The 18349-nt window shown below is 42.8% G+C and carries 15 protein-coding genes; 5 read left to right on the plus strand and 10 right to left on the minus strand.

Features of this window, described 5'->3' with window-relative positions; all coding sequences use genetic code 11:
- Positions 1-36 precede the first annotated feature (36 nt).
- The 3 genes from rsfS to LZG71_RS05490 all read left to right on the plus strand — a co-directional run bounded on the left by rsfS (position 37) and on the right by LZG71_RS05490 (position 3610).
- Entirely contained in the window at positions 37-420 is a 384-nt protein-coding gene (rsfS, locus tag LZG71_RS05480) for a ribosome silencing factor (RefSeq protein WP_233817789.1), read from the plus strand.
- Positions 421-493: 73 nt separating this feature from the next.
- Positions 494-2566 carry an ATP-dependent zinc metalloprotease FtsH gene (ftsH, locus tag LZG71_RS05485; protein ID WP_233817791.1) on the plus strand — a complete coding sequence of 691 codons (2073 nt, stop codon included), beginning with the start codon at positions 494-496 and terminating at the stop codon, positions 2564-2566.
- 96 nt (positions 2567-2662) lie between these two features.
- A complete protein-coding gene (locus tag LZG71_RS05490) occupies positions 2663-3610 on the plus strand; it encodes an aldose 1-epimerase (RefSeq protein ID WP_233817793.1) in 948 nt (315 codons plus the stop codon).
- Here LZG71_RS05490 and LZG71_RS05495 read toward each other — a convergent pair.
- The 6 genes from LZG71_RS05495 to LZG71_RS05520 form a co-directional block, all read right to left on the minus strand.
- Positions 3607-4710, minus strand: a complete 1104-nt coding sequence (locus tag LZG71_RS05495) for a nucleotidyltransferase family protein (protein WP_233817814.1) — start codon at positions 4708-4710, stop codon at positions 3607-3609. The two genes, LZG71_RS05490 and LZG71_RS05495, sit on opposite strands and share 4 nt — an antisense overlap.
- On the minus strand, positions 4710-5627 hold the full coding sequence (locus LZG71_RS05500) for a serine kinase (RefSeq protein WP_233817816.1): 918 nt from the start codon (positions 5625-5627) through the stop codon (positions 4710-4712). The genes LZG71_RS05495 and LZG71_RS05500 overlap by 1 nt, the downstream gene beginning before the upstream one ends.
- 21 nt (positions 5628-5648) lie before the next feature.
- Positions 5649-6089 (minus strand): lasso peptide biosynthesis B2 protein, encoded by a 441-nt coding sequence (locus LZG71_RS05505; protein ID WP_233817819.1) that lies wholly within the window; start codon positions 6087-6089, stop codon positions 5649-5651.
- A gap of 5 nt (positions 6090-6094) precedes the next feature.
- Positions 6095-6361 carry a PqqD family protein gene (locus LZG71_RS05510; protein WP_233817821.1) on the minus strand — a complete coding sequence of 89 codons (267 nt, stop codon included), beginning with the start codon at positions 6359-6361 and terminating at the stop codon, positions 6095-6097.
- Between the two features lie 63 nt (positions 6362-6424).
- Positions 6425-7963: an aldehyde dehydrogenase family protein gene (locus LZG71_RS05515; protein ID WP_233817823.1), complete on the minus strand. Its 1539-nt coding sequence runs from the start codon at positions 7961-7963 to the stop codon at positions 6425-6427.
- 39 nt (positions 7964-8002) lie between these two features.
- A complete protein-coding gene (locus tag LZG71_RS05520; RefSeq protein WP_233817825.1) occupies positions 8003-9058 on the minus strand; it encodes a saccharopine dehydrogenase family protein in 1056 nt (351 codons plus the stop codon).
- Positions 9059-9171: 113 nt separating this feature from the next.
- On the opposite strand from LZG71_RS05520, the gene LZG71_RS05525 reads away from it, so the two are divergent.
- Positions 9172-10395, plus strand: a complete 1224-nt coding sequence (locus LZG71_RS05525) for an NAD(P)/FAD-dependent oxidoreductase (RefSeq protein WP_233817827.1) — start codon at positions 9172-9174, stop codon at positions 10393-10395.
- Positions 10396-10407: 12 nt separating this feature from the next.
- Here the strand turns inward: LZG71_RS05525 and uvrC are convergent, their stop codons facing one another.
- From uvrC to LZG71_RS05545, 4 genes are read right to left on the minus strand one after another with little or no spacing between them, the layout of a single operon-like run.
- Positions 10408-12219, minus strand: coding sequence for an excinuclease ABC subunit UvrC (gene uvrC / locus LZG71_RS05530; RefSeq protein WP_233817829.1), 1812 nt, complete (start codon positions 12217-12219; stop codon positions 10408-10410).
- Positions 12220-12275: 56 nt separating this feature from the next.
- The gene (locus LZG71_RS05535) at positions 12276-13406 is read right to left on the minus strand and encodes a glycerate kinase (protein WP_233817831.1); all 1131 of its coding nucleotides are present in this window, start codon (positions 13404-13406) and stop codon (positions 12276-12278) included.
- Between the two features lie 12 nt (positions 13407-13418).
- Positions 13419-15716, minus strand: coding sequence for a transglycosylase domain-containing protein (locus tag LZG71_RS05540; protein ID WP_233817833.1), 2298 nt, complete (start codon positions 15714-15716; stop codon positions 13419-13421).
- Positions 15717-15764: 48 nt separating this feature from the next.
- A complete protein-coding gene (locus LZG71_RS05545) occupies positions 15765-17963 on the minus strand; it encodes a tetratricopeptide repeat protein (protein ID WP_233817835.1) in 2199 nt (732 codons plus the stop codon).
- A gap of 134 nt (positions 17964-18097) precedes the next feature.
- Here LZG71_RS05545 and LZG71_RS05550 point away from each other — a divergent pair, with 134 nt between their 5' ends.
- Complete coding sequence (locus LZG71_RS05550; RefSeq protein WP_233817837.1) at positions 18098-18343, plus strand: AtpZ/AtpI family protein; 246 nt, start codon at positions 18098-18100, stop codon at positions 18341-18343.
- Positions 18344-18349 lie beyond the last annotated feature (6 nt).

An 18349-nucleotide genomic window follows, 5' to 3' on the forward strand; every position in this document is an offset into this window, starting at 1 on the left:
TACTTTAGGGTTTATAGAAATGGGAATCAATTACGCATGAAACAACGCAAAAATAAAGAACTATCATCAAAAGATCTCTCCGAGCTTGTAGCTAAAGGAATGGCGGAAAAGAAAGGGCTTGATATAGCAATTCTGGATCTCAGAAAAGTAAAAAATTCCATAACTGATTTTTTTGTAATCTGCTCGGGTAACTCCGACACACAACTTGATGCTCTTGCCAACTCGGTAGAAGACGAAGTATACAAGGTTTCAAAAACTGAGCCATGGCAGAAAGAGGGAAAAGCGAATGGTGAGTGGATATTGATTGATTATGTGGACGTTGTCGCACACATTTTCAATAAAGACCGCCGCCAGCATTATGACCTGGAAGAGCTATGGGGAGACGCAGTAGTAACATACCTGGAAGACTCCGTGGTATAAGTCCATCTAAGGCGGTGAACATTCACCGCCTTATGAATGTTGTTAAATATATTCCTCTTAATTAATACACAGAATGTCTGATAACGATAATAAAAGAGGGCCTTTGGGCCCTAAAAGTCCACAGAAGGGTTACCAGGGCTGGATTATTGCAGCCTTGATAGCTACGATACTGGGGATAACATACCTGAACAGGACATCAACGGTAAGGGAAACTACGCAGAAACGATTTGAGAAAATGATGGCCGACAAAGAGGTTGCTCGCGTCACTGTCGTTAACGACAAATCTGTGGAAGTAACGCTGAAACCAGAAGCGCTGAAATCGGACAAGTACAAAACACTGACAAAAGAGAACACTTATTTTGGTGGTGAATCGGCTTCACATTATCAGTTCCAGGTAACGTCGGCCGAAACCTTCAAAAAGGATTTTGATAAACTTCAGGAGGGCTTGCCGGAAAGTGACAAAGCCGAACTTGTGGTAGATACACGTAATGACTGGACCAGTTTCCTCGGAACTTGGGGATTCTTTATTGTGATGATCTTGGTAATGTATTTTATACTTGGCCGAATGTCTGGCGGAGTAGGTCCTGGTGGGCAGATCTTCAACATTGGCCGTTCAAAAGCTACTTTATTTGATGCTGAGAACAAGGTTAAAATTACATTTAATGATGTTGCCGGATTGGACGAGGCGAAAGAAGAGATTAAAGAAATTGTAGAGTACCTTCAAAGTCCTGACAAATTCAAGAAATTGGGTGCTAAAATACCAAAAGGAGCACTACTTGTAGGCCCTCCCGGAACTGGTAAAACACTTTTGGCGAAAGCTGTTGCGGGTGAAGCTGGTGTACCATTCTTCTCTCTTTCAGGTTCTGACTTTGTTGAAATGTTTGTGGGTGTAGGTGCGGCTCGTGTTCGTGACCTTTTCAAACAAGCAAAAGAAAAAGCACCTTGTATCATCTTTATTGATGAGATCGATGCTGTTGGCCGTTCACGTGGACGTGGTGCAATGCCTGGTTCTAACGACGAACGTGAAAATACACTAAACTCGCTTTTGGTGGAGATGGATGGATTTGCAACAGACTCTGGTATCATTATCGTAGCTGCTACCAACCGTCCCGACGTGTTGGATCCGGCACTTCTTCGTCCGGGTCGTTTTGACCGTCAGATTTCAGTGGACAAGCCAGATGTTATTGGTCGTGAAGCCATTTTCAAAGTGCATTTGAAACCCTTGAAATTATCGACTGACGTAAATATTCAGAAACTTTCTTCACAGACTCCCGGATTTGCTGGTGCTGAAATTGCCAACGTTTGTAACGAAGCTGCACTTATAGCTGCCCGTCGTGATCGTGAAGAAGTAACGATGCAGGATTTCCAGGACGCAATGGATCGCGTGATCGGCGGATTGGAAAAGAAAAATAAACTTATTTCTCCTGAAGAAAAAGAAATCGTAGCTTACCATGAAGCGGGTCATGCAGTAGCAGGCTGGTTCCTGGAACATGCTGATCCATTGGTAAAGGTTTCTATCGTGCCACGTGGTGTTGCTGCATTGGGTTACGCTCAATACCTTCCGAGAGAACAGTATTTGTATCGTACGGAGCAGTTGTTTGACGAAATGTGCATGACTCTGGGTGGACGTGCGGCAGAAGACGTCGTTTTTGGTAAAATTTCCACCGGAGCATTGAGTGATCTGGAAAGAGTGACCAAAGTTGCTTACAGCATGGTTACGATGTACGGGATGAATGAAAGAATCGGAAATATCTCTTACTACGATTCAAAACAGACCGAGTATTCGTTCACCAAACCTTACTCTGAATCTACATCACAAGCAATTGATGAAGAAGTTAGAAAGCTGATCGACCAGGCATATCAGTTCGTTAAAAAAATGTTGTTTGACAAAAGAGATAAGCTTGAAATCATTGCAAAAGAGCTTCTTGAAAAAGAAATCTTATTTCAAGCGGATCTTGAAAAATTGATTGGGAAACGTCCTTTCGAAAAAGAAACGAGTTATCAGGCATACATCAACCGTCGTTCAAATGAAGAGGCTGCGATCCACGAAGAAGTGGTGAAACAGACTTTGGAACAGGATAAAGCACTTGCCAAGGCCAAAGAAGATGAAATGGTTGCCGAAGCGAAAGAAGATTCCAACGATTAAATAAATTAAAGTTTTAATAATAGCCGGGCAGTGATAAACTGTCCGGCTATTATTTTTTATTTTAGAGCAGTTATTTTATCCTAATCCCATCGTTATATGTCATTCGAAATATTCAAACAGCAATTCGGTGAGCTTACCGAATATATTATTCAGGAAAAAGAAACCGGTAACAGGTGTGTTATCCTCCCGGAATTGGGTGGAATTGTACGCCAGCTTTCCCTCCGAAAAGGTTTGACACTATATTCTGTTCTCAAAACCCCTCCTACTCCGCAAACTTTAAAAGAGGATTCTAAGAGCGCAAGTGAATTATTATTCCCGTTTGCTAGTCGCATTCCTGATGGGAAGTATAAATTTCTTGGTAAAGATTATCAACTGAACAAAAATGAAAGCGGTGGCTTGAACGCCATACATGGTCTTGTCAGAAAGCAAATCTTTAAACTTGAAGAACAGATTGTTCATGCAGATTTTGCCAGTTTACGTTTGTCATTTCAATTGAGTGAGCAGGAAGGGTATCCATTTGAAGTCAAGTTTTCTGTTACTTACTCTTTACATTCAGATGGCCGGTTTAACCTCACTTATCATGCAGAAAATCTGGGAAGTGAACCTTGCCCTGTTATGTTTGGATGGCACCCGTATTTCATGTTGGGTAACGAAGATCTGGACGCCTGGAAAATCAATATCCCCTCAACCAAGATCGTAACTTTTGATGATAATATGATACCAACTGGCGTCTCTCCTTTTACACAGGAGCTGCCCATGTTGATGTATAGAAGAGAGTTGGATAACTGCTTTATTATAGATTCAGAATCACAAACAGCGGTTACAGAACTAATATCTGATAATCAGCACGTAACACTCCGAATTGAACAGGAAACAGGAGAAGGTAAATTTAACTATCTGGTATTGTACACACCGCCTTCAAGAGATTGCGTAGCCATTGAGCCGCTCACCGGCAATGTAAATGCCTTCAATAATGAAGAAGGGCTGAATATTCTTGCTCAGGGCAGAGCAATTAGTGGAACAATTAATGTGAGTCTGCGCTAAGAAGGATTGTTAGAATACCATCTCATTTTGTCATACAAAAGGCGCCATTCCAGGAAATAAGCAAGGTGCCCAAAAAGTACCTTGCTTTTATGTTTTAATCCATCGTGAACAGTAAGCCCATGTACAAAATAAGGCCATGTAGAATTTTCAGCTTGTGGCGGCATAGCAAGCCACAATTTTAGATATGGATTAATGTCAACCACGTCTTTTGATTCAGGCCATTTACTGTTCCACTCTATACCTAGGGATTTGAGTAAGTCGAGACTTTTGGTTAACAACGTATAAATACCTTTCTCTCTGGCTAATCTTTCTACCAATTTCCAATCGGTCTGGCTTCCATGACGAATCATATATGCGGCAAAATCAGCAATGTATTTTATGCGGCTCCATTGCTCTTTACCACCGTGATGAACAAGCAGTAATAAAAACTGATACTCGTTTTGAAAAGCATTCACAGTATTACCGTGCAGCTGGTAGTCAGACTGAAACTGCGCCCATTCTTCTTCCGGAAAATCAAATTTCAAGCGAGGATATGCCACCTGCCAGTGCGCCTCAACCATACTCGAAGTAGCAACAGAGGTGTTTTCCAAAGGCACATGATAATCCGTCCTGAAAAAGCTTTCTGTCCTGTCGGGAGTTTGCAAAAGATAATTTCTATACGCATCCGGATGGTAACCTTGCTCAGCCATCACCTTCAATGCCGTATCCAAAGATTTACGTTCAATCAGCAAATCTATATCTCCAAATTCACGCTTCCCAACATTACCATATAGCCAATCAGCCCAAACGCTACCCTTGTATGCAAAACAAACTACCCCGTTTGCTCTAAGTAAATCGGAAAGTTTGCCCAACTCTTTGACCGACAATAAATTGATAATTGCAGTTTGCTGGCATTCTTTTACCAATGCGTCCTGAAAACCCGTTTGTAGTTTGCTTTTGTGTAAAAAATCCAGAAACTGTGGTCGGATACCGTGGTACCTGATCAGATTTCTCAAATACTTATCATCGATGCCAATGTCCGATGCTTCCGCATTGCTCTGAAAGCAGGCTGACAACATCATCTTCATCTCAGGGGATAAGTATTTTTTATTTACAGGCATCAGGCAGGACTTGTAACGCTTACTAAACTTTGCTGAACCCAATTCTCAAGATTTGCAAAACCATCGGGTCTTCTCTTTTTCCATATTTGAGCATGAACAGCACATCTGAAACTTTGGGTAAAATGTTGCTTTAATGATTCGTCTTTCAACAACTCTACCGGCAAAGGAAAATTTTTGAGCATTTCAATTGGTATCTCCCCCGGAGCCAGCGCTTTTAAAACAGCTTTGTTTTTAGCCTTGTGAATAAAGTAGACAGAATTAAGTCGAACCGGCTGGTGGTCAAAGTCTTTTGACGGCTGATAGGAAAACTTATTAACGCCCTCGCTTACGGGTTGCAAATCCCTTTTATCATATTGTAAACCGTTCACCGTGTTATCCCATATTTTGAGCTGCGGATAGGCCGGTACAATATAAGGAATACCATCACTGTCGAAGGTTATCGCAGTCAGATCATCGCTCAACAATGCACACCCGGCCTTAATGAACGCCGCGGCGGTTGTGGACTTTCCTGCACCCGGATTGCCCATAAACACCCAGGCCTCGTTTCCAACTTTAACTGCACTTGCGTGCAGGAGAAAGTGTCCTCTTTGAAACAACACAAGACCTAAAGCTTCGCTAACCGTAAACAGGCTCAGAATATTGGGGTCTTGTGTCTGCGGGGCGACAATCAGCAAATCTGTTCCAATTGATTCAAAATCGGCTACTTCCTCCCAATGCAAGATCAGACTATCACCGGCACCTTTGCCAAATTTGGCACGAATACCTCTTCTGTAAATGGGGGTTTTAGCGAGCCTGGGAAGTTTCACACTACCTATTTTTATAGTAAGATCAGCGACATTTTCTTCTGTGCCAATACTTAGCTCAGGCAAACTAATTTCAGAATGTATGTTTAATCCGAATGCTTTATAGAAGTACATTTAAGAGGGGTCTTTTGAATATTATTCCCACACCCACAAACGCTGGTATGAAACTGTTTCAGGCCAGTCACCTATGATCACCGAGCCATTTTTTTCCACCCATGCATGAGCCTCAAACACTTTAGCGGCAGTTATATCCACGCCAATTTCCAGGGTTAGCGCTGGTACATGTCTGAGTAAATATTTTGTCGCCAGTGCTCGTGGCAAGCATAAAAGCTCGAATGGAAGATGATCAGCAGCAGACTTCACCGCCCAAACGATTGTGTCGATGTGCTCCCGTGAAACTTCTTTCTTTCTATTTGTTTTGGAAAACCAATGATACAATTTACGAAAAGTAGAAAACGGCAAAACCACCAGTCCAAACTTGATCACTGTCAAGCTCAAAGACGCTTTGAAAAAAGCTACTTTCTCTTTAAAGCTAATTTCCTGCCACCGTGACCAATATGTTTTGAAGTTTTTCAAAATTTCTATTCGGTTATTTCAACCAGTCGTTCCGAAATCAGGTCTTTTAACAAATCATCTACATCCGATTTGCACTCCGCCTCTTCCACGTCATACTCCGCAAGTACAGCTGCGCACAGTTCATCTATCGTTTGCGGTCCTTTTTCCAATGAATCCCATACAAGCACACCTACTTCATCCAAACCGTAGTAAGCTCCTTTGTTATGATTAAGAATAACCGTTTCTCCGGCAACTTTTGAGGCTATTTGTTCAGAGGTAAGCTTGTATTTCATATTTAATAATATTTCAGAGATATTTGAGTGCGGCTTGTAAGCATGCAAAGTTAGAAATAATAATCAGTCTATCTCAAACTTTATGCCCTGAGCAAGCGGTAAGGCGTTTCCGTAATTGATGGTATTGGTTTGACGACGCATATATGCTTTCCAGGCATCCGATCCTGATTCACGTCCGCCACCTGTTTCTTTCTCTCCACCAAACGCACCTCCTATCTCCGCACCAGACGTTCCGATATTAACATTGGCAATACCACAGTCGGATCCGGCGGCAGAAAGATACAACTCCGATTCTCTCACATTGAGTGTAAAAATGGCAGAAGATAAACCCTGCGGAACATCGTTTTGTATGGCTATTGCTTCATCCAGTGTATCGTAACTTATGAGATACAGAATAGGTGCAAAGGTTTCATGCTGCACAATTGCAAAGTCATTGCTAACCTCAGCAATACATGGTGCCACATAACATCCCGATTCAAACCCTGAGCCCGATAGCTTTTGGGGTTCTATCAGAAAAACTCCTCCCTGATCAAGCACCTCCTTTGCAGACCTTTCATATTGTTCCACCGCCTGCACGTCTATCAAAGGCCCCACATGATTGTTTTCGTTCAAAGGATCACCGATGCGCAGCTGGGCATAAGCCTTTACCAGCCGTTTTTTAACATCTTCATATATGTCTTTATGAACGATAAGTCTTCTTGTTGAAGTGCATCTTTGACCGGCTGTACCTACTGCTCCAAAAACAATTCCCGGAATAGCCACATTCAAGTCTGCCGAAGGCGTAACAATAATGGCATTGTTTCCACCAAGTTCCAGTAAACTTCTTCCCAGCCTTCGTCCTACGGATTCGGCTACCAAACGCCCCATTCTGGTACTACCTGTTGCTGATATCAATGGAATTCTTGTATCTGCTGATAACCACTCTCCTGCTTCCTTACCACCAGTAAGCAAACAGGAAATTCCTTCTGGTAGCTGATTGTCTTTAAGAACTTTGCTGATAATATTCTGACAGGCAAGTGCTGTGAGCGGTGTTTTTTCAGATGGTTTCCAGATACAAACATCACCACAAACCCAGGCAAGCATCGAATTCCAGGACCATACAGCTACCGGGAAATTGAATGCAGAGATAATTCCTACAATACCCAGCGGATGCCACTGTTCATACATCCGATGTTGCGGACGCTCACTGTGCATGGTTAATCCATACAATTGTCTTGAAAGGCCGACAGCGAAATCACAGATATCAATCATCTCCTGAACTTCACCTAAACCCTCTTGCAGGCTTTTACCCATTTCGTAACTCACAAGTGTACCAAGATCCGTCTTAAAAAAGCGTAACTGATCACCCATTTGACGAACAATCTCACCCCGGCGGGGAGCCGGCACACTTCTCCATTCGGTGAAGGCTTTTTGCGCTACTGCAACAACCTTATCATAGTCTTCTTTTCCTGCACTGGAAATCTGCGCAATCATTGCTCCATTAACAGGTGAGAAGGATTCAAAAGATTCTCCTGCTCCGTCCCAACTATTTTGTCCTGTACTTATTCCGTGGTTCACCAGCTTAATTCCCAGTTGATCCAAAACCTGCTGTATATCTTTCATTGATTTAAATCATTTTATAAAAACCACAATTCCGGCGTTTTAAGCATTAAAATATTTGCCATTTTCCGTTTTCAGAAATTCCGACAAAACTATATCTTCCTGTTTAATGAAACCTCTTGATGGCAGGCTCCCAGCCGCCACCATCTCAACTACTGCCGCAATAGACGCCGCAGTGGTCCAGGAAATAGCACGCCAATGCTGCCCGTCAATTGTGATCGGATGATATGCCTGGTAAAACTCTTCCCTTTCCAGGTGCGTTCCCTTCCACCCTTCAACAACCGCGTATACATACACAACGTCTTGCTGAACAGGCGGTTTTGCTTCTGTCAGAATCTGCTCAATCAATTCACGTTTTTCTTTCAGGATTAGTTCGTACAACATAAAACGCATGAGCTGGCAATGTCCCGGATAGCGTATTGTTTTGTAGTTAAGCGTATCCAGCCTTCCTTCAAATGTTTCGCACATGGTACCAAGTCCACCGGAAGTACTAAATGCCTCAAATTCCTGTCCTTCAATATTAATCATTTCTATACCTTCCAAAGATGGCACCATTTTCCTGACACCATTGTGAATTACCTCGGCATCATTGATATACTCATTCACAACACCAGCCGGAGACCAGGTGAACGAATAACCCATGAGACCGTTCGGGAAACGTGGCAGTGCACCCACCCGTAATTCAATGTCCCTTAATTTGGTAAATTTTCTTGCGAGATCTGTCCCGACAATTCCAATAAAGCCGGGTGCAAGTCCGCATTGAGGAGCCATGGCACCTTTGCTGTCTTTTGCCATTTCGCGGATAGCCGTGGTAGTAGCTACATCTTCGGTAAGGTCAAAATAATGAATCCCGGCTTTGTATGCCTGTCTGGCAATAGGAAGATTAAGATTATATGGCATGCAGGAAACAACGGCATCGAAACCTTTCATCACGTCTTCAAGAAAACCTTCCTGAGTAATGTCTCCCGTCTTAACCGGGAATGGCAGGGTTGCCTCTGGCTGCGACTTGTCGATACCTGTTACATCAAACTGTTTACTCAGCAAAGTTCCTACGAGCGAACCAACTTTACCCAAACCGATTACAAGAATATTTTGCATATAGTTTAATGATGAATTAGTAAAATATTTCAAGGATTGAAGAAAGATAGGAAAAGAATTTCCAGTTTTTAAAAACTTACCTTCATTTTTGTACCCAATATCATTCCCTGCTTATGCAAATTATCATTGTCGGAGGAGGTGCATCTGGTTTCATGGCGGCTATTACAGCAGCCGAGACCTTTCCCGATTCACATATACACATTCTGGAAAAAAATAAAACCGTCCTAAATAAAGTCCGGATTTCTGGTGGAGGACGTTGTAATGTGACGCATCAACCTTCGGATTTAAGATTTTTCATTAAAAATTACCCGAGAGGGGAAAAATTACTGCGAAAACTGCTTCTTCGTTTTGGACCAAAAGACACAATTGAATGGTTCGAAAAACGCGGAGTTTCATTAAAGGTTGAAGTGGATGGCAGAATGTTTCCTGTGACTGATTCATCGCACACGATCATTGAATGCCTGCTTAGAACTGCCAAAAACCTGGGAATAAAAATCAGTACCTCGACCGGTGTTAAGTCGTTCAAGTACGCCTCAGATTCTAAAATCGGTTTCAGTTTACATTTGGATGACGGTCAGGAGCTCTTTGCCGATCGCCTGGTTATTGCTACGGGCGGATATCCCAAAGAGACTGGTTTTGATTGGATCAAAGAACATAACCATCAGATCGTTCCGCCTAACCCTTCCCTTTTCACGTTTAACACTCCAGGAAATTATCTGCTTCCATTGGCAGGTGTTTCTGTACAGGATGTTTTGGTGAAAATTTCTGGTACCAAACACGAATGGCGTGGACCAGTATTGATCACACACTGGGGATTCAGCGGACCTGCCGTACTTAAACTGTCTGCCTGGGGTGCCAGAGATCTTGCTGAAAATAACTATAATTTTTCGTGCCGGATCAACTGGGTTCCGGATCTGAATGAACAGCAGTTAAGGGATTTTTTTGTTGGCGAAAAAACGAAAACTCCTAAACAGCAAATTTCTTCTCACGCAAAATTTGGCATTCCTTCAAGACTTTGGAAGGCGTTTGCCGAACAGGCTGAAATACCGGATGGACTTATCTGGTCGGAGGCACCTCACAAATTACTGAACCGATTGGCAGATCTGCTAAACAACAGTCAGTTTGATGTAAAAGGGAAAACTACTTTCAAGGAAGAATTTGTAACCTGCGGAGGTGTCACACTTTCTGACATCAATCCCGAAAACCTTGAAAGCAAAAAAGTACCCGGCTTATATTTTGCCGGGGAAGTAATGGATGTGGACGGAATTACGGGTGGATTTAATTTCCAGAACGCCTGGACAACGGGTTACATTGTTGGCCAATCGGTTGGGAAATAGCAGGTAGTCAAATTATCCCTGCGACATGGTATCAAAATAGGCTCGTACCTTTTTTGCCCTATCCAAACCGATTAAGCTGGTAAGTGTTTCAACCGAACTTTCACGGATTGCTCTGACAGAACCAAAATGTTTTAAGAGTTTGGTCGCCGTCACTTTACCTACGCCATCAACACCTTCAAGCTCACTTACAAGGCTTCCTTTACTACGTTTATCCCGGTGAAAAGTAATCGCAAAACGGTGTGCCTCATCCCTGATCTGCTGAATCAGCTTCAACGATTCAGATTTTTTGTCAATGTACAACGGCAAAGAATCTTCCGGGAAATAGATTTCCTCCAATCTTTTGGCAATACCAATAATCGGAACCTGACCATATATACCCAGACTTTTCAGAGCGTCACAGGCAGCACTAAGCTGGCCTTTTCCACCATCCACCACGATTAAATCCGGCAGGCTTTCGTTCTCCGCAATCATCCGCAAATATCTCCTGCCGACCACCTCGTTCATGGAAGCAAAGTCATTAGGACCAATAACCGTTTTTATATTAAAATGCCTGTAATCCTTTTTAGAAGCTTTTCCTTCTTTAAAGCAGACCATCGCAGCCACCGGATTGGTACCCTGAATGTTGGAGTTGTCAAAACACTCAATATGTCTTGGTAATGTTTTTAACTGCAAGTCGGTTTTTAGCCGGATCAATACACGATCTTTTTTAGAAGAACTGGCAGATGCTTCAACTTCTCTCCGCTCCGCTTTTTCACGCCTGAAATACATCACATTTTTCATGGACATATCCAGTAGCTTTTTCTTATCCCCAATCTGAGGCACCAGTACTTCCAGCTTCATTTCCAGATCGGGCTTGATATTCGATATCAGCTCTCTTGCTTCACTACCGTATTTAGTGCGCATTTCCACGATCATCATCGCCAGGATTTCAGCATCACTCTCATCCAGTTTCTTCTTGATTTCGATTGTTTGCGCAGCGACCATATATCCCTGCTTAATTTTCATAAAGTTGAGATAAGCCGCATCTTCGTCGGAAACAATCGTTAATACATCGATGTTGCCAATTTTAGGATTGATAACCGTTGCCTTACTCTGAAAAATAGACAGATGTTCTATCTTGGTTTTCCATGTATGTGCCTGTTCAAAGGCCATTTGCTCCGCGGCAGCCAGCATTTGGTCTTTAAAATATTGCTGCGGCTGTGTCAGGTTACCTTTTAGAATGTGATGAACCTGCTCAATTTCTACATTATAATCATCCTCGGCCTGTAAACCTTCGCAAGGTCCTTTACAATTGCCAATATGGTATTCCAGACAAACCTTAAATTTCCCGGCTTCGATATTGTTCTTGGTAAGAGGCAATTGGCAGGAGCGTATCGTATAAAGTGCCTTAAACATATCCAGCAAAGCATGCATGGAGCGTAATTGGGCAAATGGTCCATAGAAAGTCCCCTTTTTACGATCGAGATTTCTGGTTACAAAAACGCGTGGAAAAGGCTCATCGGTTACGCAGATAAAAGGATAGGTCTTATCGTCTTTCAGCAGGATATTGAACTTCGGTTGAAGTTGTTTGATCAGCTGGTTTTCCAGAAGCAACGCATCCCATTCACTTAAAACGATGGTATATTCAATCCGTCGTATCTGGCTGACAAGACGTTTGGTTTTACGGTCATGCTGATTTGATTTCAGGAAATAACTCGACACCCTGTTCCTGAGACTTTTCGCTTTTCCAACGTAAATCACCTCTCCCGTTTCATCGAAATAACGGTATACACCGGGATCAAACGGAATCTTGGAAAGTTCTTCTTTATAATTAAACTCTGGCATTGATATAGTTCAGGTGCAGAAAATGTGCTTGGCAGAAAATTGAGCCAATTTTGTTACTATTGTTTGAAAAACAAGCGTACCAGATTAAAAGTTGCTTCTTTAACCAGGGTAAAAGCATTGCGCTGTGCGGCATCCAGATCCATCGGTTTATTCAATACTGAAACCGCATAGGTAATGCCAGCTGAACGGGTTTCTTCAGGAGATATTAAAAGTGTACCGCAAACCACAGCCAGCGGAACATTGTATTTTTTACAAATGCCGGCCAGTCCCTGTACCACTTTTCCACTCAAAGTTTGTTCGTCTACTTTCCCTTCACCGGTTATTACCAGATCCGAATTTTGAACAAGTTTTTCAATACCAGCCTGCTCCATCACAATGCCCACACCATTTTGCAGCTTTCCATTCAGAAACCACATACAACCAGCTCCTAGTCCTCCGGCAGCACCTGATCCTGGGACATTACTTACATCTTCTCCAAAAGTTTTGGAGGCAACATCAGCAAGGTTTTTTAATCCCTTATCCAACAATTCCACCATTTCAGAATCAGCTCCCTTTTGAGGGCCGTAGATGTAAGCTGCACCATTTTTTCCAAATAATGGATTTGTAACATCACAGGCTACGATCACATTCAGCGAATCAAATCCTTTATGAACCTGTTCGGAATCAATTCTTGAAATAAGCGACAGATTTCCACCGACAGGTTCTAATAAATTTTCAGATCGGTCGAAAAAACGGTAACCCAATGCAGCAGCCATCCCGATCCCTCCATCCGTTGTTGCGCTTCCTCCTATTCCGAGAATAATATTTTTTACACCTTTCTCTATGGCATCAAGCAAAAGCTGACCTGTGCCATAAGTACTTGTTTTCATTGGATTGTATTCCTCTCTGGAAAGTAGCTTTAAACCTGATGCAACTGCCATTTCGAGGAAAGCAGTGTTCCCATCTTCTGACAAACCATATTGGGCATTTACTGATCGCCCCAGTGGATCCTGAACGGAAACATTTACAAGTGTCCCTCTGGAAAGGTTTGTCAGGATTTCCATTGTACCCTCTCCTCCATCCGCTAACGGTATTGCCGTAATTTCGGCAGCAGGATATGCGAGTAAAATGCCCGCTTCCACGGCATTGCATACCTCGTCTGCTTCCAAAGATCCGCGAAATTTGTCAGGGGCAATAAGTATCCGCATGATTTGAGGTGATTAGAACAATACGCCTTCGTCGTCCGACCTTGAAGGCGGAATGTATGTATCGGTACTATCGGTGGCAAATCCTCCGCAGTCACGTACGTAGTTATCAGGTTTGTTAAATGGTCCTTTTCTATACTCTGTTAAAGTCTGGTCGTTGTAAACTTTCTGCATGAAAAGTCCCCAGGCTGGCATGGCCATACGTCCACCTTGCCCGAGAGCAATGGTCCGGAAGTGAATACTTCTGTCTTCACCACCAACCCAGATACCTGAAACCAGATGCTGCGTCATCCCCATGAACCAACCATCAGAATAGTTGGAAGTCGTACCGGTTTTTGCAGCAATTTCATTTCCCTCCGTTACGCCATATTGACGCAGACGACCAGCTGTTCCACCCGGATCTTCCACAGCACCACGCATGAGGTACAACATATTATATGCCATATTCTCGCTCAGTTCCTGATTTTGTTTCTGGTAGAATTGCTGCAAAATATTTCCATGGCGGTCTTCAATACGAAGAATCGTCATTGGCTCTGTTCTGTGTCCGCCATTGGCAAAAGAGCAATAAGCACCGACCATTTCATACACAGATACATCACTGATACCGAGACATAAAGAGGGCTTTTCTTCCAGCGGACTGGTAATTCCCAATTTATGTGCGTACTCAACAACCGTTTTTGGCCTTACCATCTTCATGATATGCGCACTTACCGTATTGATTGATTTACCCAAAGCCTGCCTCAGTGAGAGCGATCGGTAAGAGTATTTATTATCAGAGTTTTTTGGCGACCAGCCTCCCGGCACGCCGTCACTTGGACCGAAATATACCGGTGCATCAGTCACATGATCACAAGGAGTCAGGAAACTCTTATCCAGTCCCGATACATACACGAACGGTTTAAAGGTAGATCCCGGTTGACGCTTCCCTTGTTTAACGTGATCGTATTTAAGATGTTTGAAATTGATACCACCAACCCATGCCTTGATGTGCCCGTTACGCGGATCCATCGACATCATCCCGACTCTCAGAAACCGCTTGTAATAAGCGATTGAATCGATCGGGCTCATCGTCACTTCCTTTTCACCTTCCCAGGAGAACACCTTCATTTTATAAGGTTTCCGCATAATCTCCCAAGCTTTTTCCTCGCCTAAATCCTTTTTAAGGGCAATAAAATGTGGAGACATTTTTACAGCTCTGTTGATAAAACCAGGAATCTCTTTTCCGTTTGCATCAATCCATGGATTTCTGCCTTTCCAGTGCTCATCAAAAAGCTTCTGCTGTTGCTTCATATGCTCCTGCACAGCCTGCTCCTGGTAACGCTGCATACGGGAATCAATCGTAGTATAGATTCTTAATCCGCTTGTATATAAATCCAAGTCTGTATCGTGTTCTTCATTATACAGCTTCACCCAGCTTTTCAGATAGTTTCGCATGGATTCCCTGAAATAAGGAGCCAAACCAGAATTATGATTATCAACCGTAAAGTCGAGATTAAGAGGCTGTTCTTTGTAAACCAAAAACTTTTCCTCTGGCAGATAGTCATATTTTACCATCTGCGACATGACCGTATTCCTTCTGTTCAGCGTATTGGTAGGAAAGCGTAACGGATTATACAATGTTGGATTTTGAAGCATCCCCACCAAAATAGCAGATTCAGGTACATTCAAATCCCAGGCTTCTTTATTGAAATAGGTTTTTGCAGCAACTTTGATACCGTAAGTATTATTACCGAATGATACGGTGTTCAGGTACATTTTCAGAATTTCCTGCTTCGTATATTTCCTTTCCAGAATCACCGCAAGAATCCATTCCTTGGTTTTTGAAATAACTGTACGAACCAACGGGATATATCCCAAAATACCTCTGTATTTTTCCGAACGGGTTTGAAACAAGTTTTTGGCTACCTGTTGTGTCAACGTACTACCACCACCAGAACTTGAATTCCCAGACACCACACCTTTTACCACACGAAGTAAACTTCGTGGATCTATCCCTGAGTGATTAACAAAACGTGCATCTTCTGTCGCCAAAAGTGCCTCTAGCAGATTGGGAGATATTTGACCTATTTCAATAGGCGTTCTATTTTCAAAGAAGTATTTCCCAAGCGACTTGCCATCTTCCGAAATCAGTTCCGAAGCAAGTTCACTCTTAGGATTTTCCAGCGTTTTCAAATCAGGCATTCCACCGAAAAGCCAGAAAAAATTAAAACTTACGGCAACAACGTAAAAAATGATCAGTCCCAGGCCGAGCCCCACAAATCTCCAGAGACGGATAATGCTGCGACGGTATTTTCCTGGTTGTAATTCAATCATATAATTGGGGTATTTATTAAAAACAGACAAAGATATAAAAAACAGGAACTATCTCTTTCCGCCAGAAAGCGAGCTAAGATCCTGCATTTCCTTCAATCGTGGAAGGTAGCTGCTTGAAGGATATAAAGTGATAAATTCGGTAATAGACTGCGAATAAGCCTCTTTACCACGAACTTTACCAATCAGGAATACACGAAGCAAAGCAAATTTATCTTCCAGTTCGCCGCCTTTATACGAAGGCATATTTGCTTCAATATCTTCGAGTGCTTTTGCGAAGCTCCCTTGGTTATACAATTCGTAGGCCGCTTCATATTCTTTTAACTGATTGCCACCAGCCAACGTACCTTCTTTTCCCGGAGCCTTAGTCACCAATCTTGCATAAGTGGAATTCGGGAATTCGGTAAGTAACTTGTCTTTCCACGCCAGCTTCCCTTTGTCATCTTCTGGAAGAGTAAGATACATCAGGTAATAAATCTCGTCTTTATATAAGGTCTTAGGATATTCGTCTAAAACACGATTGAATGTTGTTACCGCCCTGAGATCCTCATGCAAATCGAATCTGTAAATTTTACCTAATTTATATAGCGCATCTTCTTTGTTCTTTTGCGAAACAGCGAGCATTTCTGAGCTTAATGGGACATTTTTCTTCAATTCCGCGTGCTGAGCAAGCCATGCATCACTTCCTTTTTTCATTTCAGTGTCCACCGGCACGTCGGCAGCAAGTGAATCAGTACCTGCTCCGGGAACAGCCGCCAGCGAACGCATCTGTTTACCACTTCTACGCCAGTCATCTTCCAAAACCCGGTTTCCCCAAATCCTCTTGAATTCAATTTTCCCCTGGTTGATCAAAGCCGGATCATATAGCTCCCAACGCCTTTGGCTACCATCAATGATCGCACCGCCACCTGACACCACCGGATTATTAGCAGCTGCCGCCATCTCACGCGCACGTTTTTCCTCTTCCAGACGCGCCTTCTCTCTTTCTTCTATAATTGCATCAATTTTGTTATCAAGTGCTGCGGGATTCATTGCTGCCAACCGTTGCAGACTATCTTCTCTGTTAACAATGGTAAATTCATTCACAAAGCTGTCCAATGCACGCTTTCTGTCGGACACAAGCCGGTATTCAGGTGCTTCTTTAGGCAAAATAGCCAGAGCACTGTCGTAATACGCTTTCGACAATTCAAATTTTTCCAGAGACTCGTAATTGATCCTGGCAAGTTGAAGGTATGTATATGCTTTTTGGGTCTGATTTTTACCTGATGAAGCTGCCGCAGATTTTTGCAACAAGTCCACAGCCTGAGGCAGATCTTTACGGTGCTCAGCAAGAAGTCCCATTGTGAAATAAATCCGGTCCCGGAGATCGTTGTTCTTTCTATCCGTTAGCATCTTGTCAAACCCAACCGAAGCCAGATCCGATTTGGGTTCCAGAATGACCCTGTTTTGTAAGGAGTTCATTGACGCATAAAATCCCAGGTCGTAGCCAGGACGGTTTTTCATCACTCCTTTATAGTGTTTGTTTGCCAAGGCGTACTGCCCGAGCCTATCATACATCTGTGCGGCGGCAAAGTGTATCCTGGCTGTTTCCACATTCTTTTTGAGTAATGGGAAAGTCTCTTCCAGAATTGCAACAGATGTAAGGTACTCCCCATTTTGCTGGTGCAAATAAGCCTTTGTCAGATAAAAATCTTTCAACGAGGATTTGGGCAAAGGCTGCTGACTCAAATACTCAGCAACACCAAGCGCGTTCGAATAATCTTTTCGTGAGGTATACGCTTTCATCAAAACTATCAGCGCGACATTCTTGTCATTTTCATCCTTTCCGTTTGCATATACGTAACGTAATGCTTCGAGCCCGTCCGCCCATTGCCCCAGGTATAATCTTGATTTACCCAAAATGACATAACTATTATCAACCCATTTGCTGTTCTGATGTTTCTCAGCAACTATAGAAGCCTTTTTGATCGCACTTTCCAATTGCGGTTTTGCAGGTAATGCCAATACCGAATCAAGAGGAATTAAAATAGGAAGTAACTGATTATAATCTTCAATGTATGCCTTTCTGATCGCAAACTCGGCTTCCGCCAGATCCTGGTCGGCCATGAAGTACGCATTGTATCTGGCCGAAAAATTGTGTGCGCCAATTGCTACCGGACGTGAGCTATACTGCGAACATGCAGCCGAAACGCACAAGATCAGTACAAAAAGGCCTATTTTCTGAAAACCAGACATTATATTCTTTAACACAAACGACAACTTTATAAATGATTCGATCTCTTGTAGGGGCAAAACTAAAACGCTAATTTCGATAATTACGTATCGAAGATAACGCCATTTATAAAATTTGAAGCAATTTTGCATCGAAAATACAAATGCATACCATGAGTGACGAGAAAAAGGATGAAACTCAGAAAGATCCGGTTCGAAAAGCTTCCGGCTTTTTGAGATACTCAGGCATGGCAATGCAAATGCTCGGCACCATTCTTGTTTTTACCTACGGAGGCTACAAGCTTGATGAATGGCAGCAGAATAAAATTCCTGTCTGGACACTGGTTCTATCTCTGACTTCCATAGCTGCTTCACTTTATTTATTAATCAGAGGACTTTCCCAAACCGGCAAACGGTAACAAAAC

Origin of the sequence: Dyadobacter sp. CY312, assembly GCF_021390535.1 — a bacterium.
In the GTDB taxonomy this organism is placed as follows: Bacteria; Bacteroidota; Bacteroidia; order Cytophagales; family Spirosomataceae; genus Dyadobacter.

What these genes read in the sequence shown, in the direction of transcription:
- rsfS (WP_233817789.1), top strand. Translation starts at nt 37, where the DNA reads ATGAAACAACGCAAAAATAAAGAACTATCATCAAAAGATCTCTCCGAG.
- ftsH (WP_233817791.1), top strand. Translation starts at nt 494, where the DNA reads ATGTCTGATAACGATAATAAAAGAGGGCCTTTGGGCCCTAAAAGTCCA.
- LZG71_RS05490 (WP_233817793.1), top strand. Translation starts at nt 2,663, where the DNA reads ATGTCATTCGAAATATTCAAACAGCAATTCGGTGAGCTTACCGAATAT.
- LZG71_RS05495 (WP_233817814.1), bottom strand. Translation starts at nt 4,710, where the DNA reads ATGCCTGTAAATAAAAAATACTTATCCCCTGAGATGAAGATGATGTTG.
- LZG71_RS05500 (WP_233817816.1), bottom strand. Translation starts at nt 5,627, where the DNA reads ATGTACTTCTATAAAGCATTCGGATTAAACATACATTCTGAAATTAGT.
- LZG71_RS05510 (WP_233817821.1), bottom strand. Translation starts at nt 6,361, where the DNA reads ATGAAATACAAGCTTACCTCTGAACAAATAGCCTCAAAAGTTGCCGGA.
- LZG71_RS05515 (WP_233817823.1), bottom strand. Translation starts at nt 7,963, where the DNA reads ATGAAAGATATACAGCAGGTTTTGGATCAACTGGGAATTAAGCTGGTG.
- LZG71_RS05520 (WP_233817825.1), bottom strand. Translation starts at nt 9,058, where the DNA reads ATGCAAAATATTCTTGTAATCGGTTTGGGTAAAGTTGGTTCGCTCGTA.
- LZG71_RS05525 (WP_233817827.1), top strand. Translation starts at nt 9,172, where the DNA reads ATGCAAATTATCATTGTCGGAGGAGGTGCATCTGGTTTCATGGCGGCT.
- uvrC (WP_233817829.1), bottom strand. Translation starts at nt 12,219, where the DNA reads ATGCCAGAGTTTAATTATAAAGAAGAACTTTCCAAGATTCCGTTTGAT.
- LZG71_RS05535 (WP_233817831.1), bottom strand. Translation starts at nt 13,406, where the DNA reads ATGCGGATACTTATTGCCCCTGACAAATTTCGCGGATCTTTGGAAGCA.
- LZG71_RS05540 (WP_233817833.1), bottom strand. Translation starts at nt 15,716, where the DNA reads ATGATTGAATTACAACCAGGAAAATACCGTCGCAGCATTATCCGTCTC.
- LZG71_RS05550 (WP_233817837.1), top strand. Translation starts at nt 18,098, where the DNA reads ATGAGTGACGAGAAAAAGGATGAAACTCAGAAAGATCCGGTTCGAAAA.